Source organism: Geminocystis sp. CENA526 (assembly GCF_050753365.1).
GTDB lineage: Bacteria > Cyanobacteriota > Cyanobacteriia > Cyanobacteriales > Cyanobacteriaceae > Geminocystis.
Map to the genome: position 1 here is coordinate 1 of NZ_JBLZFY010000093.1, position 15,734 is coordinate 15,734.

Below are 15,734 nucleotides of genomic sequence, written 5' to 3' on the forward strand. Positions count from 1 at the left end.
GTTACAGCCGAATTAACGTCTGTGGACAGTATCAAGCCGACTTGACTGGTAGAAACAGAAAGTAAACGTCATAGGTAACTATGAATAAGTTTTATATAACAGACAATAATAATCTTAATCCTTGACTATAATTTTTCGACTGAAATTATTTTTTCGGAATATCGATAGGTATGGGAGAATCAAGGACAGAAATTAAGTCGATTAAGCCTAATTGGATGTAGGGTAACATTAACCTTGTCATCTGCATAATATCTTGATTTAACTGCAAACTCAAGTCTCGTAAAGTATTTTTCCCGTTAAACAATTTCACCATTATTTGAAAGGTTTTTGGGGATGTTTTTTGTTTTAATAATTCTGGTTGTCTAACTAAAGGGCAATCATTAGGAAATCGATCGGCTAATTTTGCACCCTGCCACTTTTGCCAATCTTCCCATGCTTCTACTATAACCTGATCTGCGTCTATAAATACTAATTGACTGGGTAAAGATTGAGAAGTATTCAACTGGAAAACAATTTCCATAGCTTGAGTAACATCGAACAAAATTTCGACTATGGCATTGCGTATAATTTGACTTAGCTGTTGTCTTGTTACGACTTGCTCTTGTAACCAATAGTTGAGTAATTCGTATTCCCAACATTTTTCCAGACTATCTTTATTTAAAGCATTTTTGTCGATCGAGGGCAAGTAAGTGATTAAAGCAGGGGCAAATCTTGTTACATTGCGTACCCATCTTCTGACAGGATGTTTTCCACCCGTTGCATAAATAATTCTTCCCAAATAGAGATAAAAAATCCATTCTTCACCTTTAGATGAGCCTAAAATCAATTCTCCCGTAAATTGTGGTTGTTTAAGGGTTTGAAATAGATTAGACTGTCTTGAACCGATAAATTCTTTAATAGGTACTTTGGGAGATTTGCTAGAGTCTGTCATTACTACTATTCAGATTCAATGATTAAAGGGTAACTAAAATTGATACGATGATGAACAGTTATGATCAAAAAAATTAAGACTAAGATTAGTTTATCTTGAATTTGAGCAAATACTATAACTATTTATTTTAAAAGATGAACCAAAATGAAGGACATAAGGATTATTTTACAGGATTTGATGGCACAAAATGAAATAGAAACTTATCTTCAACTTAGTCGCAAAAGTAAAGTTTCTGAATGGCAATTTTATCGTTTAGAAAATCATTTGTTAGATCATATACCTTTTGGTGTCCTCAAAAAAATAGCTAAAGCGTTAAATATCTCTGTGGATACTTTAATTAATCAATTAGAGGATAATTTCGATCGAACTATCCCTGATAATAACTTATCTTTGAAAAAAGAGACTTTAATGGAGGAATATCAACAACAAACTCTGACGATTTTAGAGTCTTTATTATTACAATTACCTACGGTAATCCATGCCGTCAATAATAATCCTGATTTACCAGCTAATCGTCTTTTACCATTACTCGAACCCTTGAATCAACTTTTATCGGCTTGGGGTATCATCTCGATCGATCGAGTAGGTGATATAGTGGACTATAATCCACAGGAACATGAGTTAATGGAAAACTGCGACACTGAAAACATCAGTAAAGTAGAAATTCGTTACGTTGGCTATCGTCAAAAAGATAAATTGCTTTATCGTGCCAAAGTAAGCCCTATCTCTTAAGGAATTAAGAATTAAGAATTAAGAATTAAGAATTAAAAACTATTCCCTATTCCCTATTCCCTATTCCCTATTCCCTATTCCCTATTCCCTATTCCCTATTCCCTATTCCCTACCTTTATCAAAAAACTTTTTAACTCCCCCCATATTATGATAGATTCTTCAGATTTAAAAAGCAGATTACACCCTTTAATCAATCAATTAGCAGAAGCAATTATTACCATTTGGCAAGAAAACCTTAATCTCTCTCCTTATCAACTACCCAAAGGCTTAGGCTATGTAGAAGGAAAATTGGAAGGGGAAAGACTCACGATCGAAAATTCCTGCTATCATAGTCGAGAATTTCGTAAAATGCACCTCGAATTGGCGAAAGTTGGCAATAACTTAGATATTCTTCATTGTGTGATGTTTCCTTATCCCCAATATCCCTTAGCCATGTTTGGTTGTGATATTGTAGCAGGAAAGGCTGGAATAAGTGCTGCGATTGTTGACTTATCTCCTACCAGTAAAGATAAAACCCTCTCTAATGATTACTTAGAAAAATTATCTAATTTAGAAACAGTGACTTTTAAAGATAAACGAGATTTGCCTCCTTGGGGGGATATTTTCTCACCTTTTTGCTTATTTATTCGCCCTGCTGATAGGGAGGAGGAAGCCTTATTTTTAAATCGAGTCAAAGATTTTTTGACGATTCATTGTCAAATAGCCGTTGCTTCTGAGGCAGTTTCTGAAGCAGAAAAAATGCTATATTTAGAAGGTCAAAAAAACTACTGTAGTCAACAACAACAAAATGATAAGACTCGCCGAGTTTTAGAGAAGGCTTTTGGAGTAGAATGGGCAGAAAATTATATGACTTCTGTTTTGTTTGATATACCTTCTTATTAAGTTACATCTAATTCTCACTTTCCCACGATCGAGGTACAAAGAGAATCATCTTGTAAATAATGATTAGCAATGCGTTGTATATCCTCAACAGTAACATTAGTGATTAGTTGGGGGAAAATCTCATCGTATTCTATGCCTAAGCCTAACGTTTCATACCAACCAAAAATCTGAGCAAATTCGGCGTTAGTTTGTTTTCCTAGGGCATATTGCCCTAAAAGTTTACTCTTAGATACTTCTAACTCCTCAAAACTTAGTGTTTCTTCTCTTAATCTCTTAATCTCATTGTATAAACCCTCCTTGCCAATGTCTGTATTTTGGGAAGCCGTACCCATATATACCACGAATTGAGACTTATCTAACCTTGTGGGATAAAAAGCCGACACATCATAGGCTAAACCCCGTTTTTCCCTCAATTCCACAAACAAACGACTAGATAAACCATTACCTAAATAAGTGGTTAAAAGTTTCAGTATGGGGTAATCTTGATGGGTAATTTCAGGGGCAAGGTATCCCATCATAATGATAGATTGTTGATTATCCTGCTCAATTTTACTTTCTTGGGCTTTAGATTCTAAATTACCAATATTAAGGGGTTGTCTGGGAATAGTCGATTTTTCCCAATCTCCAAAAATTTTTTCTACTAGGTAGATCGATCGATCCAAATCGATTTTTCCTGCTAAACTAATAATTAAGTTATCAGGAGTAAAGTGTTTTTGATGACACTCTTTCAAATCAGAAGCCTTTAAATTAGTAACAGTTTCTTCCGTACCCAACACAGAAAAACCGTAGGGATGCTTACCGTAAATCATCTCCCTGAGTTGACTAAAAGCGAGGTTAAAAGGCTGTTCTTTTTGAGAGAGAATATTTTGTAGAGTAATTTTTTTCTCTAATTCGATTTCTGACTCAGAAAAAGAAGGATAACGGATGATTTCTGAAGCAAGGGCGAGGATTTCCTCAAAATCTTCCGTAATCGTCTTCATACTGACAATAAAATAGTCACTAGAAGTATCTGTACCCAAAGCCGCACCGATAGACTCTACTTTTTCAGCAATTTCCAAAGAAGATAAATGACGAGTGCCTTTAGAGATAACACTAGCCAAAAGATGAAAAATACCAGCTTGGGAAGTTGCTTCCCACAAACTACCAGCATTGCGACAGAAGATGCGCCCTGCAATAATATCCGTAGTGGGATTTTCGATAACGATTAAAGTAATACCGTTTTTGAGAGTTGTTTTTTGAATATATTTTTTATTGTTCACCGATTCGATTTATTGGAAGATATAAAACAAAAATATCCCATTTTAGCTTAATTTTATTTCAAACTTTTTTGTATAACTTTATCTATACAAAATCTCAAAACCCTTACCTATTACTTATTACCTCCCTTCATCACAATACTATGAAGCAACCTCTATTTATTAAAAATAAGGGTATAAAAGTTTAATTCTTCTTCCAATGCACGTTTAATATTTTCCGCTTTTCTGAAGCCATGAGATTCATCAGGGAAGGTAATATAAATAGTTTTAATACCTTTATTTTCTAAGGCTTTTACCATCATTTGCGCTTGATTTGGAGGCACAATTTTATCTTCTAACCCTTGAAAAAAGGCGACAGGACATGATAGTTTATCTATGTAATTAATGGGCGATCGAGCCTGATAAATAGCTTTTTCTTCGGGATATTTACCAATTAAATTATCTAAATAACGAGACTCAAATTTATGGGTATCTTTTGCCAATGCTTCTAAATCTCCGACACCATAATAACTAGCACCTGCTTTAAAAGTATTATAAAAAGTAAGGGAGGCTAAAGTTGTATATCCTCCTGCGCTTCCACCAGAGATAGCGAGTTTATTTTCGTCAACTTTTCCCTCTTTAACTAAATATTTCGCTACATTGATACAATCTTCCACATCCACAATACCCCAATTTTTATTTAACCTCTGACGATAATCTCTACCGTAACCAGTGCTACCACCATAATTGACATCGACAAAGGCAAAACCTCGACTTGTCCAGTATTGTATCCTTAAATTATAACTGGCAGTGGTAGCGGCAGTCGGTCCTCCATGACTTTTCACTAATAGAGGAGGTAAGGTGTTTCCTGGGGCGCAAAAATCTTTATTTTGGGGAGGATAATACCATGCGAAGGCGGTTTTCCCGTCACTGGTGGGAAACTCGATTTGTTGGGGTTGACTTAAATAACCTTCATCAATGTTTAAGTTACTGGATTGTTTGAGTATTTGAGTGTCTCCTGTGGCGATATTTAATTTTACTACGGCGGTGGGTTGGGTGGGTGAACCTCCTGTAAATAAAATTTGCTCTCCTTTGACTTGTAGATAGGCTATATTAGTGAAAGGTATATTAAGATTTGTTAAGCTCTTGTTTAAAGTGTCTAAACTAGCTAGATGAGAAATGCTGTTTTGGGTATAGGTACAAATGATGGTGTTTTCATCAGCAAAACCATACATGGATTCTCCAAATACCCAATGGGGATAACCAAATTCTGCATCTAAGGGATATAAAGATTCGATATTCCCACTTTTGTCTCTACGATAGATATTCCACCAGTTATGTCGATCGCTACTAAAGTATAATGTACCATCAGGACTAAATTCGGGCTGACAAATAGATTCGTTTTTGTCTCCTGCCACTAAGGTTATATCGGTTAAACTACCATCACTGTCAATATTTGCCAGATATAATTCTGTGGCATCCCAAGGCATATTCGGATGATGCCAAGCTATCCAAGCTAATTGAGTGTTATCGGGAGAAAGACGAGGGGAGGTGTAAAAATCTGCTCCTGTAACGAGGTTTTTGACTTCTCCTGTGGTTAAATCGATCGAAACTAACTTATTTTCAGGTTCGGTGTTATCATTACTATGATCTTCAGCAACGGCAATTAAACGATTGCGACACTTATCCAATACAAAATCGGCATAACGTAACTTAGATTCTGGAGTAAGGGGTTGAGGAGTTTCTCCTTGTTGGTGAAAATAAATTCTTTGATCTACAAAGTTGCTAAAATAGATGATACCATCGACAATTAAAAACGCACCACCACCGTATTCATGAACACGACTACGCACATTAAAGGGGGATGGAGTAATATCTTCCGTTGTGCCATCTGAGTTTAACTTTACTATAACCGATCGACCGCCCTCGGATGGTCTTCCTTCTAACCAATATATATCATTACCATCAAATTTTACTGCCCCTAAACCGATTGTACCAGAAACGATTAAATCAGAAGTAATGCTCGATCGCCATGTACCATAATTTGCGATGGTGGTTTGTGTCATATTTTTTATTTTTCTTTATAATTGCTTAATTTTTCTCATCATCAACTTTAGCATCCTAATTTAACTTATCTGTTACTTTTTCTTATTCATTATTCATTATTCATTGCCCGAATATAAGTATTCTATGTAACAGTATCTTGACAATTGATTAGTTATGCTAAGGTATCAAAGATTCATAACATTGGTATTCTTAAAGTGATTTATATTTCTATCATTGAAGGTAATCCCCATTTACGATCGCTCTTAGGGTGGCATTTACAACAAGTCGGTTATATAACCCATCAATATGGTACAATTCAACAAGCTAGAAACAGTTTAGCTAGTCAAGTTCCGACTTTAATCGTCTTAGATTCTGATTTACCCGATGGAGATGGTGTCGAATTTTGTGAATGGTTATATCAATCTCATCAAACGTTAATTTTAATGTTGTCTGCAAAAATTAATGAAAAAGACGTGGTAAGAGGATTAAAAGCAGGCGCTGATGATTACCTAAAGAAACCTTTTGGAATGCAGGAATTTTTGGCTAGAGTTGAATCTTTATTAAGACGTTTTCGAGTAAATAATGCCCCTTTGATATTAAATTTCGGAGATTTAAAAATAGATTTAGTACAAAGACGGGTGGAATTTCGTGGCGAATTTATCGATCTAACTCCCCAAGAGTTTAGTTTATTATATGTCTTAAGTCAAGCTCAAGGTACACCTTTAAGTCGTTCTGAATTATTGCGTAGAGCATGGCCTGAAGCCATCGAAAACCAGAGAACGATCGATACCCATGTGTTATCATTACGAAAGAAAATTGAACTTGATCCTCGTCAACCTAATTTAATTCAAACTGTGCGTAATGTTGGTTATCGTTTTAATTTAGAATTGTTAGAAAACACTCAAACTAATTATCACAATAATTGTGTCCCAAAAAATAATTTTTCCCAACATCTCGATCGAAATAGTCAATATTTAACGAATAATCGAACTATGAAAGAAAAAATTTTAGCAAAACAGTGAATAAGTGATTAATCGCTGTAAAATTGCATTTTATTAGTTCAATTCATTGAACGAAAAATGGTAGCTGTGGAATTTATGAATCTGTTGGCGAAACATTTTGTTACAAAAATTTGACAAAATCAAAGATTTGTGCGTACAAAATAAATTAGGTAATATCTCAAACTGCCAAGAAATAAATTTCATGGCTTATAGCTTAAGTCTGCTAAAGCGACTAATTTCAATACATTAAACCGCATTTTTTTGTATTTCTTTTTGTTTCAAAATATTTATGAAATCGTTTTAGCAGATTTTCGCTGTTAGCTTCGAGATTGCTTCGTGCCTCGCAACGCTGCGCGATTTATTGCGAAGGGAGTTAATGCACAATACCTACTTTTTGTCAAGTTTCATGTTAAGATTTGTTTCGCCAACAAGATCATTTATTACACAGCGAGTGATGAGTTGAAATCATTATCCCAACGTGTAATGAATTACACGTCTAATAGATACCGTTCAATAAATTGAACTCGATTTTTACCACAAATATTATGATTTTATCAACGGAACATAATACTTACAGAACTATCCTCGTGAATCCGCCAAATAGTTTCTCCTAGCAGGTTTGCCACAGATAAAACTTTTAATTGAGGGAAATAGTTATCCAAAGGAATAGGAATCGTATTAGTAACGATGACTTCCTCAAAAACATCACTGGAAAGACGAGATACCGCAGGACCCGAAAAAACCGCATGGGTAGCACACGCATATATTTTTTTAGCACCTTCTTTTTTCAAAAGTCTTGCACCTTCTAATAAAGTACCCGCCGTGTCTATCATGTCATCCACTAACACAGCATTTTTACCCTGCACATCCCCAATAACGTTCATTACTTCAGCTACATTATGGGCTTGACGGCGTTTGTCGATAATGGCAAGGGGGGCATCATTTAATTTCTTGGCAAAGGCTCTCGCTCTTGCAACTCCTCCGACATCAGGCGACACTACTACTAAATCTTCTAAGTTTTTGTGATTGAGATAGTCTAGGATGACAGGAGAACCGTACACATGATCTAAGGGAATATCAAAATAACCTTGAATTTGAGCTGAGTGTAAATCCATGGCTAAAACTCGATGTGCCCCTGCTTTGGTGATCAAATTCGCTACTAATTTCGCTGAAATTGACTCTCTCCCTGCGGTTTTTCGATCGGCTCTTGCGTAGGAGTAATAAGGTATGACTGCGGTGATTTGCCGTGCCGATGCCCGACGACAAGCATCAACCATAATCAGCAACTCCATCAGGTTATCATTAACTGGATTACAACAAGGTTGTATTAAATAAACATCACAACCCCGAATAGACTCTTGGATTTGAACGTATAATTCTCCGTCAGCAAATCTTTTACGAATCATCGGACCCAAATCCATGCCTAGATACCGTGCTACTTCTGTAGCTAGACCGACATTGGCTGAACCAGAAAATAATCTTAAACGGTTAGTGTCCGATACTTGTTGTTGCAACATCGAACTGAGTGTTAAAGTGGCGGAATGACTCACGGCAAATTCTTCAACCCCTTGGTATTTAGTACTAAGTTATTAATTTTGTTATCCTTTTATTGGATACCTTTAGTATATGGGAAAAATCGAGATAATGATCAAATATTCAGTCGTCAATAGTGAAATTTAAGTAAATTTTAATTACTTATGGTTATTGTTGTCTTCTTATTTTCTCTTTATCTATGTTTTTTGTGTCCATTTTTACATTAATATTATACTCTACAGTATAAATGGACTTTTATTTAATTTTATTTTAATCTTTTCTTAATTTTTTGTACTATTTTTTTACTCTATGAACACTTTATTAATCGCTGGTACGGATACGGATGCAGGAAAAACGATAATTGCAACGGCTTTGAGGGCTTATTATCAGCAGTTTTGTCCGCAGTTAAAAACGGGGTTAATGAAGTTGTTACAAACGGGTATGGTGGGGGATGCAGAATTTTATCAACGGTTTTTCGATGATGTGGTAATTCCTTTGCGTTTTGATACTCCTGTCGCTCCTCCTATTGCGGCGGATTTGGAAAATCGATCGATCGATCTTGCTATAATCTGGCAACAGTTGTTAACATTACAACAAAGTTCTGATTTATTGTTAGTGGAATCTTTAGGGGGTTTAGGCTCACCCATTACCCATGAGTTAACCATAGCAGATATTGCAGGTACTTGGCGTTTGGATACTATCTTAGTTGTACCTGTAAAATTAGGTTCGATCGCTCATACGGTGGCGAATGTGGCTTTAGCTAGACATCATAAGGTGAAGTTAAAGGGCATTATTTTTAATTGTGTCAATCCTTGTAATGAGGAAGATATAAAAAATTGGACTCCGAAGGAGTTAATCGAGTCTTTAACTCAAGTGCCAGTATTAGGATATTTTCCCTATTTAGAAAAAATAGATAGTCTTTCAGATTTAGCGGTGATTACCTCTAAACATATTGCTATTTAGGGTCTGCTGAAAAAATATTTTGATGAGGGGAGGTAATAGGTAAGTTTATTTAATGACGATCGAACTTAAATGAGGTTATAATAAAGGCTATAGTTATGACTCAAACTCTTTTCTGGGTATTTGAGAAAGTATCGAATTTATGATTTGTGATAATGAAATCGACATTGAATGATAGTGACTTGCTTTGAATCAAAAGTATAAATTATTCTATGTTCTTGATCAATACGTCTTGACCAATAACCTTGTAAATCAAACTTTAACAATTCTGGTTTTCCCCTACCTTGAGTTGGATTTTTGCATATATCAAGACAAAGCTGAATAATTTTTTTGAGAATTTTCGTATCATGCTTTTGCCACCAATCCAAATCATCTAAAGCGTTTTCAGTCCAAATAAGTCGTAACATCGATTTCTCTTACTTTGCCAAGTTTATGTTGTAAAATCCCTTCCCGTAAGCGTTCGGCGTTAGCTGAACTACTCAAAAGGTATAAGGTTTCTATTAAACTACTATATTCTTTTGCATCTAAGATCACAATTGATTCATTGGTATCTTTGTAAACGGAAATAACCTCACCATTTTCTAAAACTCGATCGAATATTTGGGCAAATTTACTGTTACATTCTTGAAAACTAATTTGTGGTATTGACATAAATCTGAGTCATTTTCGTTTAAATTTAGTCCTATGACAATATTTTCTAGGATTCTAGCATAAAAAAATATTATTTGGTTATTCCAATTGTCTGACGGCTAAACAACATATTCTAACCCATTTTACTAACGATCGAACTTGATTAAATGGGCAAAATCTTCAGAATAATTTGATCGATCGAGCTAATTTCGTACTAAAATTCAGCAAAAGTTGAAATTATCGGGAAAATCATGAGCGAATCTAAAAAAATATCTGTGGGCATAGTGGGAGCTTCGGGCTATGGTGGTGTACAGTTAGTGAAAATCTTATTAGAACATCCTCAAGTAGAAATCGTTTATCTTGGGGGTGACAGTAGCGCAGGAAAAGAATACGGTGATTTATATCCCCATTTACAACACCGTGTGAAAACCAAAATTGAACCCATTGAAATAGACTCGATCGCATCCCGTTGTGATGTGGTATTCTTAGGATTACCTAACGGCTTGGCTTGTGATATTGCACCTCCTCTCATCGAAAAAGGTTGTAAAGTTTTAGACTTATCCGCCGATTATCGATTCAAAAATTTAGATACTTACACCGCATGGTATAAAACGGAAAGAAAGGATAGTTCGATCGCATCTCAAGCCGTCTATGGTTTACCCGAATTATATCGAGAAGACATCAAAAAAAGTAGCTTAATCGGTTGTGCAGGATGCTATCCTACCGCTAGTTTATTGGCATTAGCACCGCTATTAAAACAAGGTTTAGTGTTACCTGAAACCATTATTATCGATGCCAAATCAGGCACATCAGGAGGAGGCAGACAAGGCAAAATAAATTTACTGTTAGCGGAAGCTGATAGCTCATTAGGAGCGTATGGAGTCGCAAAACATCGTCATACCCCAGAAATTGAAGAAATTTGCTCTGATTTAGCCCGTGGTGAAGTTAAAGTCCAATTTACACCCCATTTAATACCCATGCCTAGGGGGATTTTGTCAACTGTTTATGGTACATTAAGAGATCCGGGTTTAGTTACGGAAGACTTACTTACAATCTACAGTGCTTTTTATCGTAATTCCAGTTTTGTGAAGGTGTTAGGAAATGGTATCTATCCTCAGACAAAATGGGCTTGTGGTACAAATTTGGCTTATATTGGCATTGAAGTTGACACTCGCACGGGTAGAGTAATTGTTATGTCTGCGATCGATAATTTAATTAAAGGACAGGCTGGACAAGCGGTACAATGTTTAAACTTAATGATGGGATGGGCTGAAGATTTAGGTTTACCCACCTTAACATTTTATCCCTAAAACAACGTAAAACGGGCTTCTAGCCCGTAGGGTGTTGAAAAAGTCATTTTTGACATAATAGTTAAAGAGTTACTCAAGAAAAAAGTTTAAAATTAAAGATAAATTGAGGAATAAAAAATGAATCCAACGATCGAAGTTAATATTGCAGATGTATTGTCAAGGTTAGAAAGCAAAATTGATCATTTAACCAATGATATTAATGAAATCAAAGTCAATGTAGCAAAACTTGATCAAAAAGTTAATAATCTTGATCAAAAAGTTAATAGTTTAGAAACAAGTCTGAATGATAAATACTCTAGTTTAGAAACAAGTTTAAATGTTAAATACTCTAGTTTAGAAACAAGTTTAAATGTTAAATACTCTAGCTTAGAAACAAGTCTGAATGATAAATACTCAGGTTTAGACAAACGATTGGGGAATATCGAATTTGTAGCTCGATCGATCGCAGGAGGTGTAATTATTGCTTTGTTATTAGCTTTTACCCGTTATCTTTTCCCTAACGTCACCTTGTGATTTTTTATTCATTCTGAAAAACCACTAAAACTCTTAACTTCTCGCACTGAGTGTCATATTTCGACTACGCTCGATAACTATCGAAGTATTCCCTCTCAACCTTAGTAAATTTATATTATAATCGATCGAATCTAGTCATATAATCTAAAACTATGATGAATGATCTTTTTGAACGACATCACATTAAAATATTAGGAAATCCAGAAGCCAAAGAAACTTTACTATTTGCGCACGGATTTGGTAGTCAACAATCCTCATGGGAATATATTTTACCTGCTTTTAAACAAGAATATCGCATTATTTTATTTGATTTAATCGGCAGTAGTTTTCTGGGAAGAGATGAATTTGATGTTACTCTTTATAATAGCTTTTCTGACTATGCCAAAGATTTAACGACTATTTGCAACTATTTAAATATCAAAAGAGCTACTTTGATTGCCCATTCTGCTAGTTGTATGATAGGTACTTTAGTGGCTTTAAAGAATCCTGACTTTTTTAAACGACTGGTTTTTATTGGCGCTTCTCCTCGTTATTTGAATGATACTAATTATGTAGGAGGTTTTACAGAACAAGAAGTATTACAAATGCTTAGTGTTATGGCAAAAAACTATTCCGACTGGATACAACATTTTAGCGTAAGTGCGATCGATGATCCTAGTCAACCATTGTTATCGGAAGAATTTGCTCAATGTTTGTTAAAACTAAGTCCAGATATAGCCTTAATCGTGTTTAAAATGATTATTTCGTCAGATTATCGTCAAGAGGTATCTCAATTAAAATTACCCACTTTAATTATTCAACCGCAAAATGATATGTTTGTGCCGTTAGAAGTAGGTTTATACTTAAATGAAGTAATTGAACATAGTAAAATTGCTATACTGCCAACGAAAGGACATTTTCCGCAATTAACTCATCCCTATATCGTAGCGGATACTATTGTTAAATATTTGCATAAATCTTCCACCAAGAAGATGAAAAATTAGAACTTATGTACCTTTAACGATATTCTATGTCATTCCGAGAGTAGCGAAGGAATCTCAATTCCTTGATTTTTGGTACAAGTGCTTCAAAAATGTAGAAAAAATATGATTATTCAACACAAAATTATTAAAACTTTTTTAACATTTAGTATTTGCGCATTAGGCTTGTTTCATAACACTGATGTTAAAGCAGAAACGGTTTTAGAAGAAATTAATCGCACGGGGTTATTAAAAGTTGGAGTGAGAAATGATGCTATTCCTTTCGGTTATCGCATTGATGGTGCATTACAAGGGATTTGTGTTGATGTTATTCGTATCATCAGAGAAGATTTAAGAAATAAGCTCGATCGAGATATTATTAGTATTCAGTTAGTGGTTTCTAGTTTAGATAACCGTTTTAATATTGTACAAGATAAAGTGGTTCATTTTGAATGTGGACCTAATACTATTAGAAAATTAGAAGATTATCAAGTAACTTTTTCTGAACCTTTTTTTCTGTCTGGAATTAAGTTTATAGTTGCCACAGATAAAGAACAAAATTTAATCAATTCTGATGGTAAGAATTTTACGATTGGATTGCTAAGAAACACGACAACAGAAGTGTTTATGAAAAGTAAATATCCCCAAGCAAATTTTGAGTTATTTCAAGGCTTAAGAGGTAGTGAAAGAGGTTTACAGGCTTTAAAACAAGGGAGAATAGATGCCTTTGCTGATGATGGTATTCTATTAATTGGTCAATCGATCGCGCAAAGATTACCTTTAGGAGAAAATCACAATTTTATCTTAGCACCTGATCCACCTTTTACTTGTGAAAAATACGGTTTAATTCTTCCTCAAAATGATCCTGAATGGGAAAATTTTATCAATAGCTCGATAAATCTTGATCAAAAAATGGGCATTATTAATAATTGGTTTCAAAATATTTTTACTTTTCCTAGTACTCAAAATACGATCGAAAAATGCCAAGTAATTAGTGAATAATGAATAGTTGAGACTTTTTTGTCCATTTGTCTGTTTTATTCATAGTCTAAAATAACTTTTAACCACTGGGGGGGGCGTGGAATGGGGTTATTAAGTCGATCGAACATCAATAATCCTACCAGATGCACGGTCAAACTATAAATTAAATTGTTGATTAAAACCACTAATAAAGCTAAAAGTTGAATCGTCATAAAATTAGGTTCAGCCATAATACCCAATTTGAGAAAAATCCAGTCCGCCAAATTAGTTACCTGACTGATGACATAAGCCCATAAATCTTCCCCTAAGAGTATGGAAAATAGCCAAAAACGGAAGAAAAAACCGAAACAACCGATGACACTAGCGGTGAAAATCGAAAGATACCAGTTTGCACCGTTACGCCATAAAGCACCCAACTGAATCCCCATTAATCCATAAGGGATAATATAAATGATACTGCGAGGAGGTCCCATCAAAATACTTAATAATAATCCACAGACGATCGTAGTAATAATAGAAGCTCTTTGACCACGACGCAAGTAAATTAGAGCTATCGGTAAAGGAAACAACATTTTCAAGAATGGACCTAAGCGAAAATAATAGTCTATTAACCAAATTAAACTAGCGGTACTAGCTAAAAATGCACTCTCTACCAGTGCGATCGTGGCAGGTTTAAATTGATAGGATTGTAGCTTAGGGGAAGGATAATATTTTTGTGTGTCATTATCCTCTGAGGAAGAATCCGCCTCATCTATCCAATTATCGTCGTTAAAGTCTTCGGGTAAAGTAGTCAAGGGTAATATCAATCCTGTCACTGAAATTTTCTCTATTATAACTTGACAAATCCCAAATAAAATTCGTTATAATGATGATCGTGATTGATAAATTGCCATCTTAGCTCAGTTGGTAGAGCAACTGATTTGTAATCAGTAGGTCATCGGTTCGAGTCCGATAGATGGCTTCAATTTTGCTGTACAGTGCCAAGTTAATTGTCATCGGTGACAAGTTAATGTCGTTAAACATTTTACAAATCAGTTACTCCTTTCAATTTATCCTGAAAAGCCAAATTTCTTCGTTATCGAATTGAGTTTGAAAAAATCCCGCTTCCCCCTCTATCTTACATCTCTTCTATCTGTCTCTTATTCATTCTCCATTTTCCACCCGTGTCGGTTAAAATAATTAAGGAAATCTCAAGAAATATAACATCTATGGATGAAATTCCAGTTGCTCTAAGGGAAGTTACTAAAACTAAAAAATCTCCTAGTTCGATCGAACCCTATAAAATAATTATTGTCATAGTAGGGGTAATGATGGGATTCTCGATCGTGATTTTATGGTTATTAAATCGCCCTTCTCCCCAAGTGAATAACCCTTCTCCAGAAGTCATAGAAGAAGATATTGCCAATGTTACAGAAGATGAAAAGATAGAAACTCCAGAAAATGAAGCAATACCCGAAAATATTTTAGGACATTTAGCCTACGAAGAAGCTCCTCAAAGTGAACTAAAACCCATCACCAGAGATGGTAGTATTAAGCTACGGGCAAAAGCCGCCGAGAAATTTTTACAAATGCAATCCGATGCAAGGGCGCAAGGTATCATCTTAACTCCCCTGTCAGGATTTCGATCGATCTCAGATCAAGAATACCTGTTTTTCAGAATCAAAGAAAAAAGAAATCAACCCACATCGAAAAGGGCGGAAGTAAGCGCTCCCCCCGGATATAGCGAACATCATACAGGGTATGCCATTGATATTGGAGACGGCAACGCCCCTGCTACCAATTTAAACACCAATTTTGAACAAACTCCAGCCTATAGATGGTTAAGTCAAAATGCCGCTAGATACAGTTTTGAATTGTCTTTCACCCCCGATAATTTACAGGGTATCAGTTATGAGCCTTGGCATTGGCGCTTTGTGGGAGATACCCACAGTTTAGAAACCTTTTATCGCGCTCGTCAACTAACCAATAAGCTAAATTAGTATAGTGTATAGTGTATAGTGTATAGTGTATAGTGTATAGTG

16 protein-coding genes and 1 tRNA gene are annotated in these 15,734 nt (G+C 35.2%); 10 read left to right on the top strand and 7 right to left on the bottom strand.

Annotated features, from left to right (window positions below):
• Positions 1 to 145 precede the first annotated feature (145 nt).
• Positions 146 to 931, bottom strand: a complete 786-nt coding sequence (locus tag ACN4EE_RS18230) for a DUF4388 domain-containing protein (RefSeq protein WP_431707904.1) — start codon at positions 929 to 931, stop codon at positions 146 to 148.
• A 144-nt stretch (positions 932 to 1,075) separates the two neighbouring features.
• Between ACN4EE_RS18230 and ACN4EE_RS18235 the strand changes: the two genes are divergently transcribed.
• Positions 1,076 to 1,663 (top strand): helix-turn-helix domain-containing protein, encoded by a 588-nt coding sequence (locus tag ACN4EE_RS18235; RefSeq protein ID WP_431707905.1) that lies wholly within the window; start codon positions 1,076 to 1,078, stop codon positions 1,661 to 1,663.
• Between the two features lie 147 nt (positions 1,664 to 1,810).
• Positions 1,811 to 2,545 (top strand): phycocyanobilin:ferredoxin oxidoreductase, encoded by a 735-nt coding sequence (locus ACN4EE_RS18240; protein WP_431707906.1) that lies wholly within the window; start codon positions 1,811 to 1,813, stop codon positions 2,543 to 2,545.
• Between the two features lie 14 nt (positions 2,546 to 2,559).
• On the opposite strand, the gene ACN4EE_RS18245 is transcribed toward ACN4EE_RS18240, so the two are convergent.
• Both ACN4EE_RS18245 and ACN4EE_RS18250 read right to left on the bottom strand, forming a co-directional pair.
• A complete protein-coding gene (locus ACN4EE_RS18245; RefSeq protein ID WP_431707918.1) occupies positions 2,560 to 3,813 on the bottom strand; it encodes a M16 family metallopeptidase in 1,254 nt (417 codons plus the stop codon).
• Between the two features lie 143 nt (positions 3,814 to 3,956).
• The gene (locus tag ACN4EE_RS18250; RefSeq protein WP_431707907.1) at positions 3,957 to 5,846 is read right to left on the bottom strand and encodes a S9 family peptidase; all 1,890 of its coding nucleotides are present in this window, start codon (positions 5,844 to 5,846) and stop codon (positions 3,957 to 3,959) included.
• 195 nt (positions 5,847 to 6,041) lie between these two features.
• Between ACN4EE_RS18250 and ACN4EE_RS18255 the strand changes: the two genes are divergently transcribed.
• Positions 6,042 to 6,848 (top strand): response regulator transcription factor, encoded by an 807-nt coding sequence (locus ACN4EE_RS18255; RefSeq protein WP_431707908.1) that lies wholly within the window; start codon positions 6,042 to 6,044, stop codon positions 6,846 to 6,848.
• A 533-nt stretch (positions 6,849 to 7,381) separates the two neighbouring features.
• Here ACN4EE_RS18255 and ACN4EE_RS18260 read toward each other — a convergent pair.
• Positions 7,382 to 8,377, bottom strand: a complete 996-nt coding sequence (locus ACN4EE_RS18260) for a ribose-phosphate pyrophosphokinase (RefSeq protein ID WP_431707909.1) — start codon at positions 8,375 to 8,377, stop codon at positions 7,382 to 7,384.
• Between the two features lie 292 nt (positions 8,378 to 8,669).
• Here ACN4EE_RS18260 and bioD point away from each other — a divergent pair, with 292 nt between their 5' ends.
• Complete coding sequence (bioD, locus tag ACN4EE_RS18265) at positions 8,670 to 9,323, top strand: dethiobiotin synthase (protein ID WP_431707910.1); 654 nt, start codon at positions 8,670 to 8,672, stop codon at positions 9,321 to 9,323.
• Between the two features lie 137 nt (positions 9,324 to 9,460).
• On the opposite strand, the gene ACN4EE_RS18270 is transcribed toward bioD, so the two are convergent.
• On the bottom strand, positions 9,461 to 9,727 hold the full coding sequence (locus ACN4EE_RS18270) for a Txe/YoeB family addiction module toxin (RefSeq protein WP_431707911.1): 267 nt from the start codon (positions 9,725 to 9,727) through the stop codon (positions 9,461 to 9,463).
• Positions 9,705 to 9,971, bottom strand: coding sequence for a type II toxin-antitoxin system Phd/YefM family antitoxin (locus ACN4EE_RS18275; protein WP_431707912.1), 267 nt, complete (start codon positions 9,969 to 9,971; stop codon positions 9,705 to 9,707). The genes ACN4EE_RS18270 and ACN4EE_RS18275 overlap by 23 nt, the downstream gene beginning before the upstream one ends.
• 230 nt (positions 9,972 to 10,201) lie before the next feature.
• Here ACN4EE_RS18275 and argC point away from each other — a divergent pair, with 230 nt between their 5' ends.
• The 4 genes from argC to ACN4EE_RS18295 all read left to right on the top strand — a co-directional run bounded on the left by argC (position 10,202) and on the right by ACN4EE_RS18295 (position 13,734).
• Positions 10,202 to 11,260 carry an N-acetyl-gamma-glutamyl-phosphate reductase gene (argC, locus tag ACN4EE_RS18280; protein WP_431707913.1) on the top strand — a complete coding sequence of 353 codons (1,059 nt, stop codon included), beginning with the start codon at positions 10,202 to 10,204 and terminating at the stop codon, positions 11,258 to 11,260.
• 117 nt (positions 11,261 to 11,377) lie between these two features.
• Positions 11,378 to 11,773, top strand: a complete 396-nt coding sequence (locus ACN4EE_RS18285; RefSeq protein ID WP_431707914.1) for a hypothetical protein — start codon at positions 11,378 to 11,380, stop codon at positions 11,771 to 11,773.
• Positions 11,774 to 11,925: 152 nt separating this feature from the next.
• Complete coding sequence (locus ACN4EE_RS18290; protein ID WP_431707915.1) at positions 11,926 to 12,756, top strand: alpha/beta fold hydrolase; 831 nt, start codon at positions 11,926 to 11,928, stop codon at positions 12,754 to 12,756.
• 102 nt (positions 12,757 to 12,858) lie between these two features.
• Positions 12,859 to 13,734, top strand: coding sequence for a transporter substrate-binding domain-containing protein (locus ACN4EE_RS18295; protein ID WP_431707916.1), 876 nt, complete (start codon positions 12,859 to 12,861; stop codon positions 13,732 to 13,734).
• A 35-nt stretch (positions 13,735 to 13,769) separates the two neighbouring features.
• On the opposite strand, the gene ACN4EE_RS18300 is transcribed toward ACN4EE_RS18295, so the two are convergent.
• Positions 13,770 to 14,528 (bottom strand): DUF2232 domain-containing protein, encoded by a 759-nt coding sequence (locus tag ACN4EE_RS18300; protein ID WP_431707917.1) that lies wholly within the window; start codon positions 14,526 to 14,528, stop codon positions 13,770 to 13,772.
• Between the two features lie 73 nt (positions 14,529 to 14,601).
• On the opposite strand from ACN4EE_RS18300, the gene ACN4EE_RS18305 reads away from it, so the two are divergent.
• Positions 14,602 to 14,674, top strand: a tRNA-Thr gene (locus ACN4EE_RS18305).
• A 238-nt stretch (positions 14,675 to 14,912) separates the two neighbouring features.
• Complete coding sequence (locus ACN4EE_RS18310) at positions 14,913 to 15,692, top strand: M15 family metallopeptidase (protein ID WP_431707919.1); 780 nt, start codon at positions 14,913 to 14,915, stop codon at positions 15,690 to 15,692.
• Positions 15,693 to 15,734 lie beyond the last annotated feature (42 nt).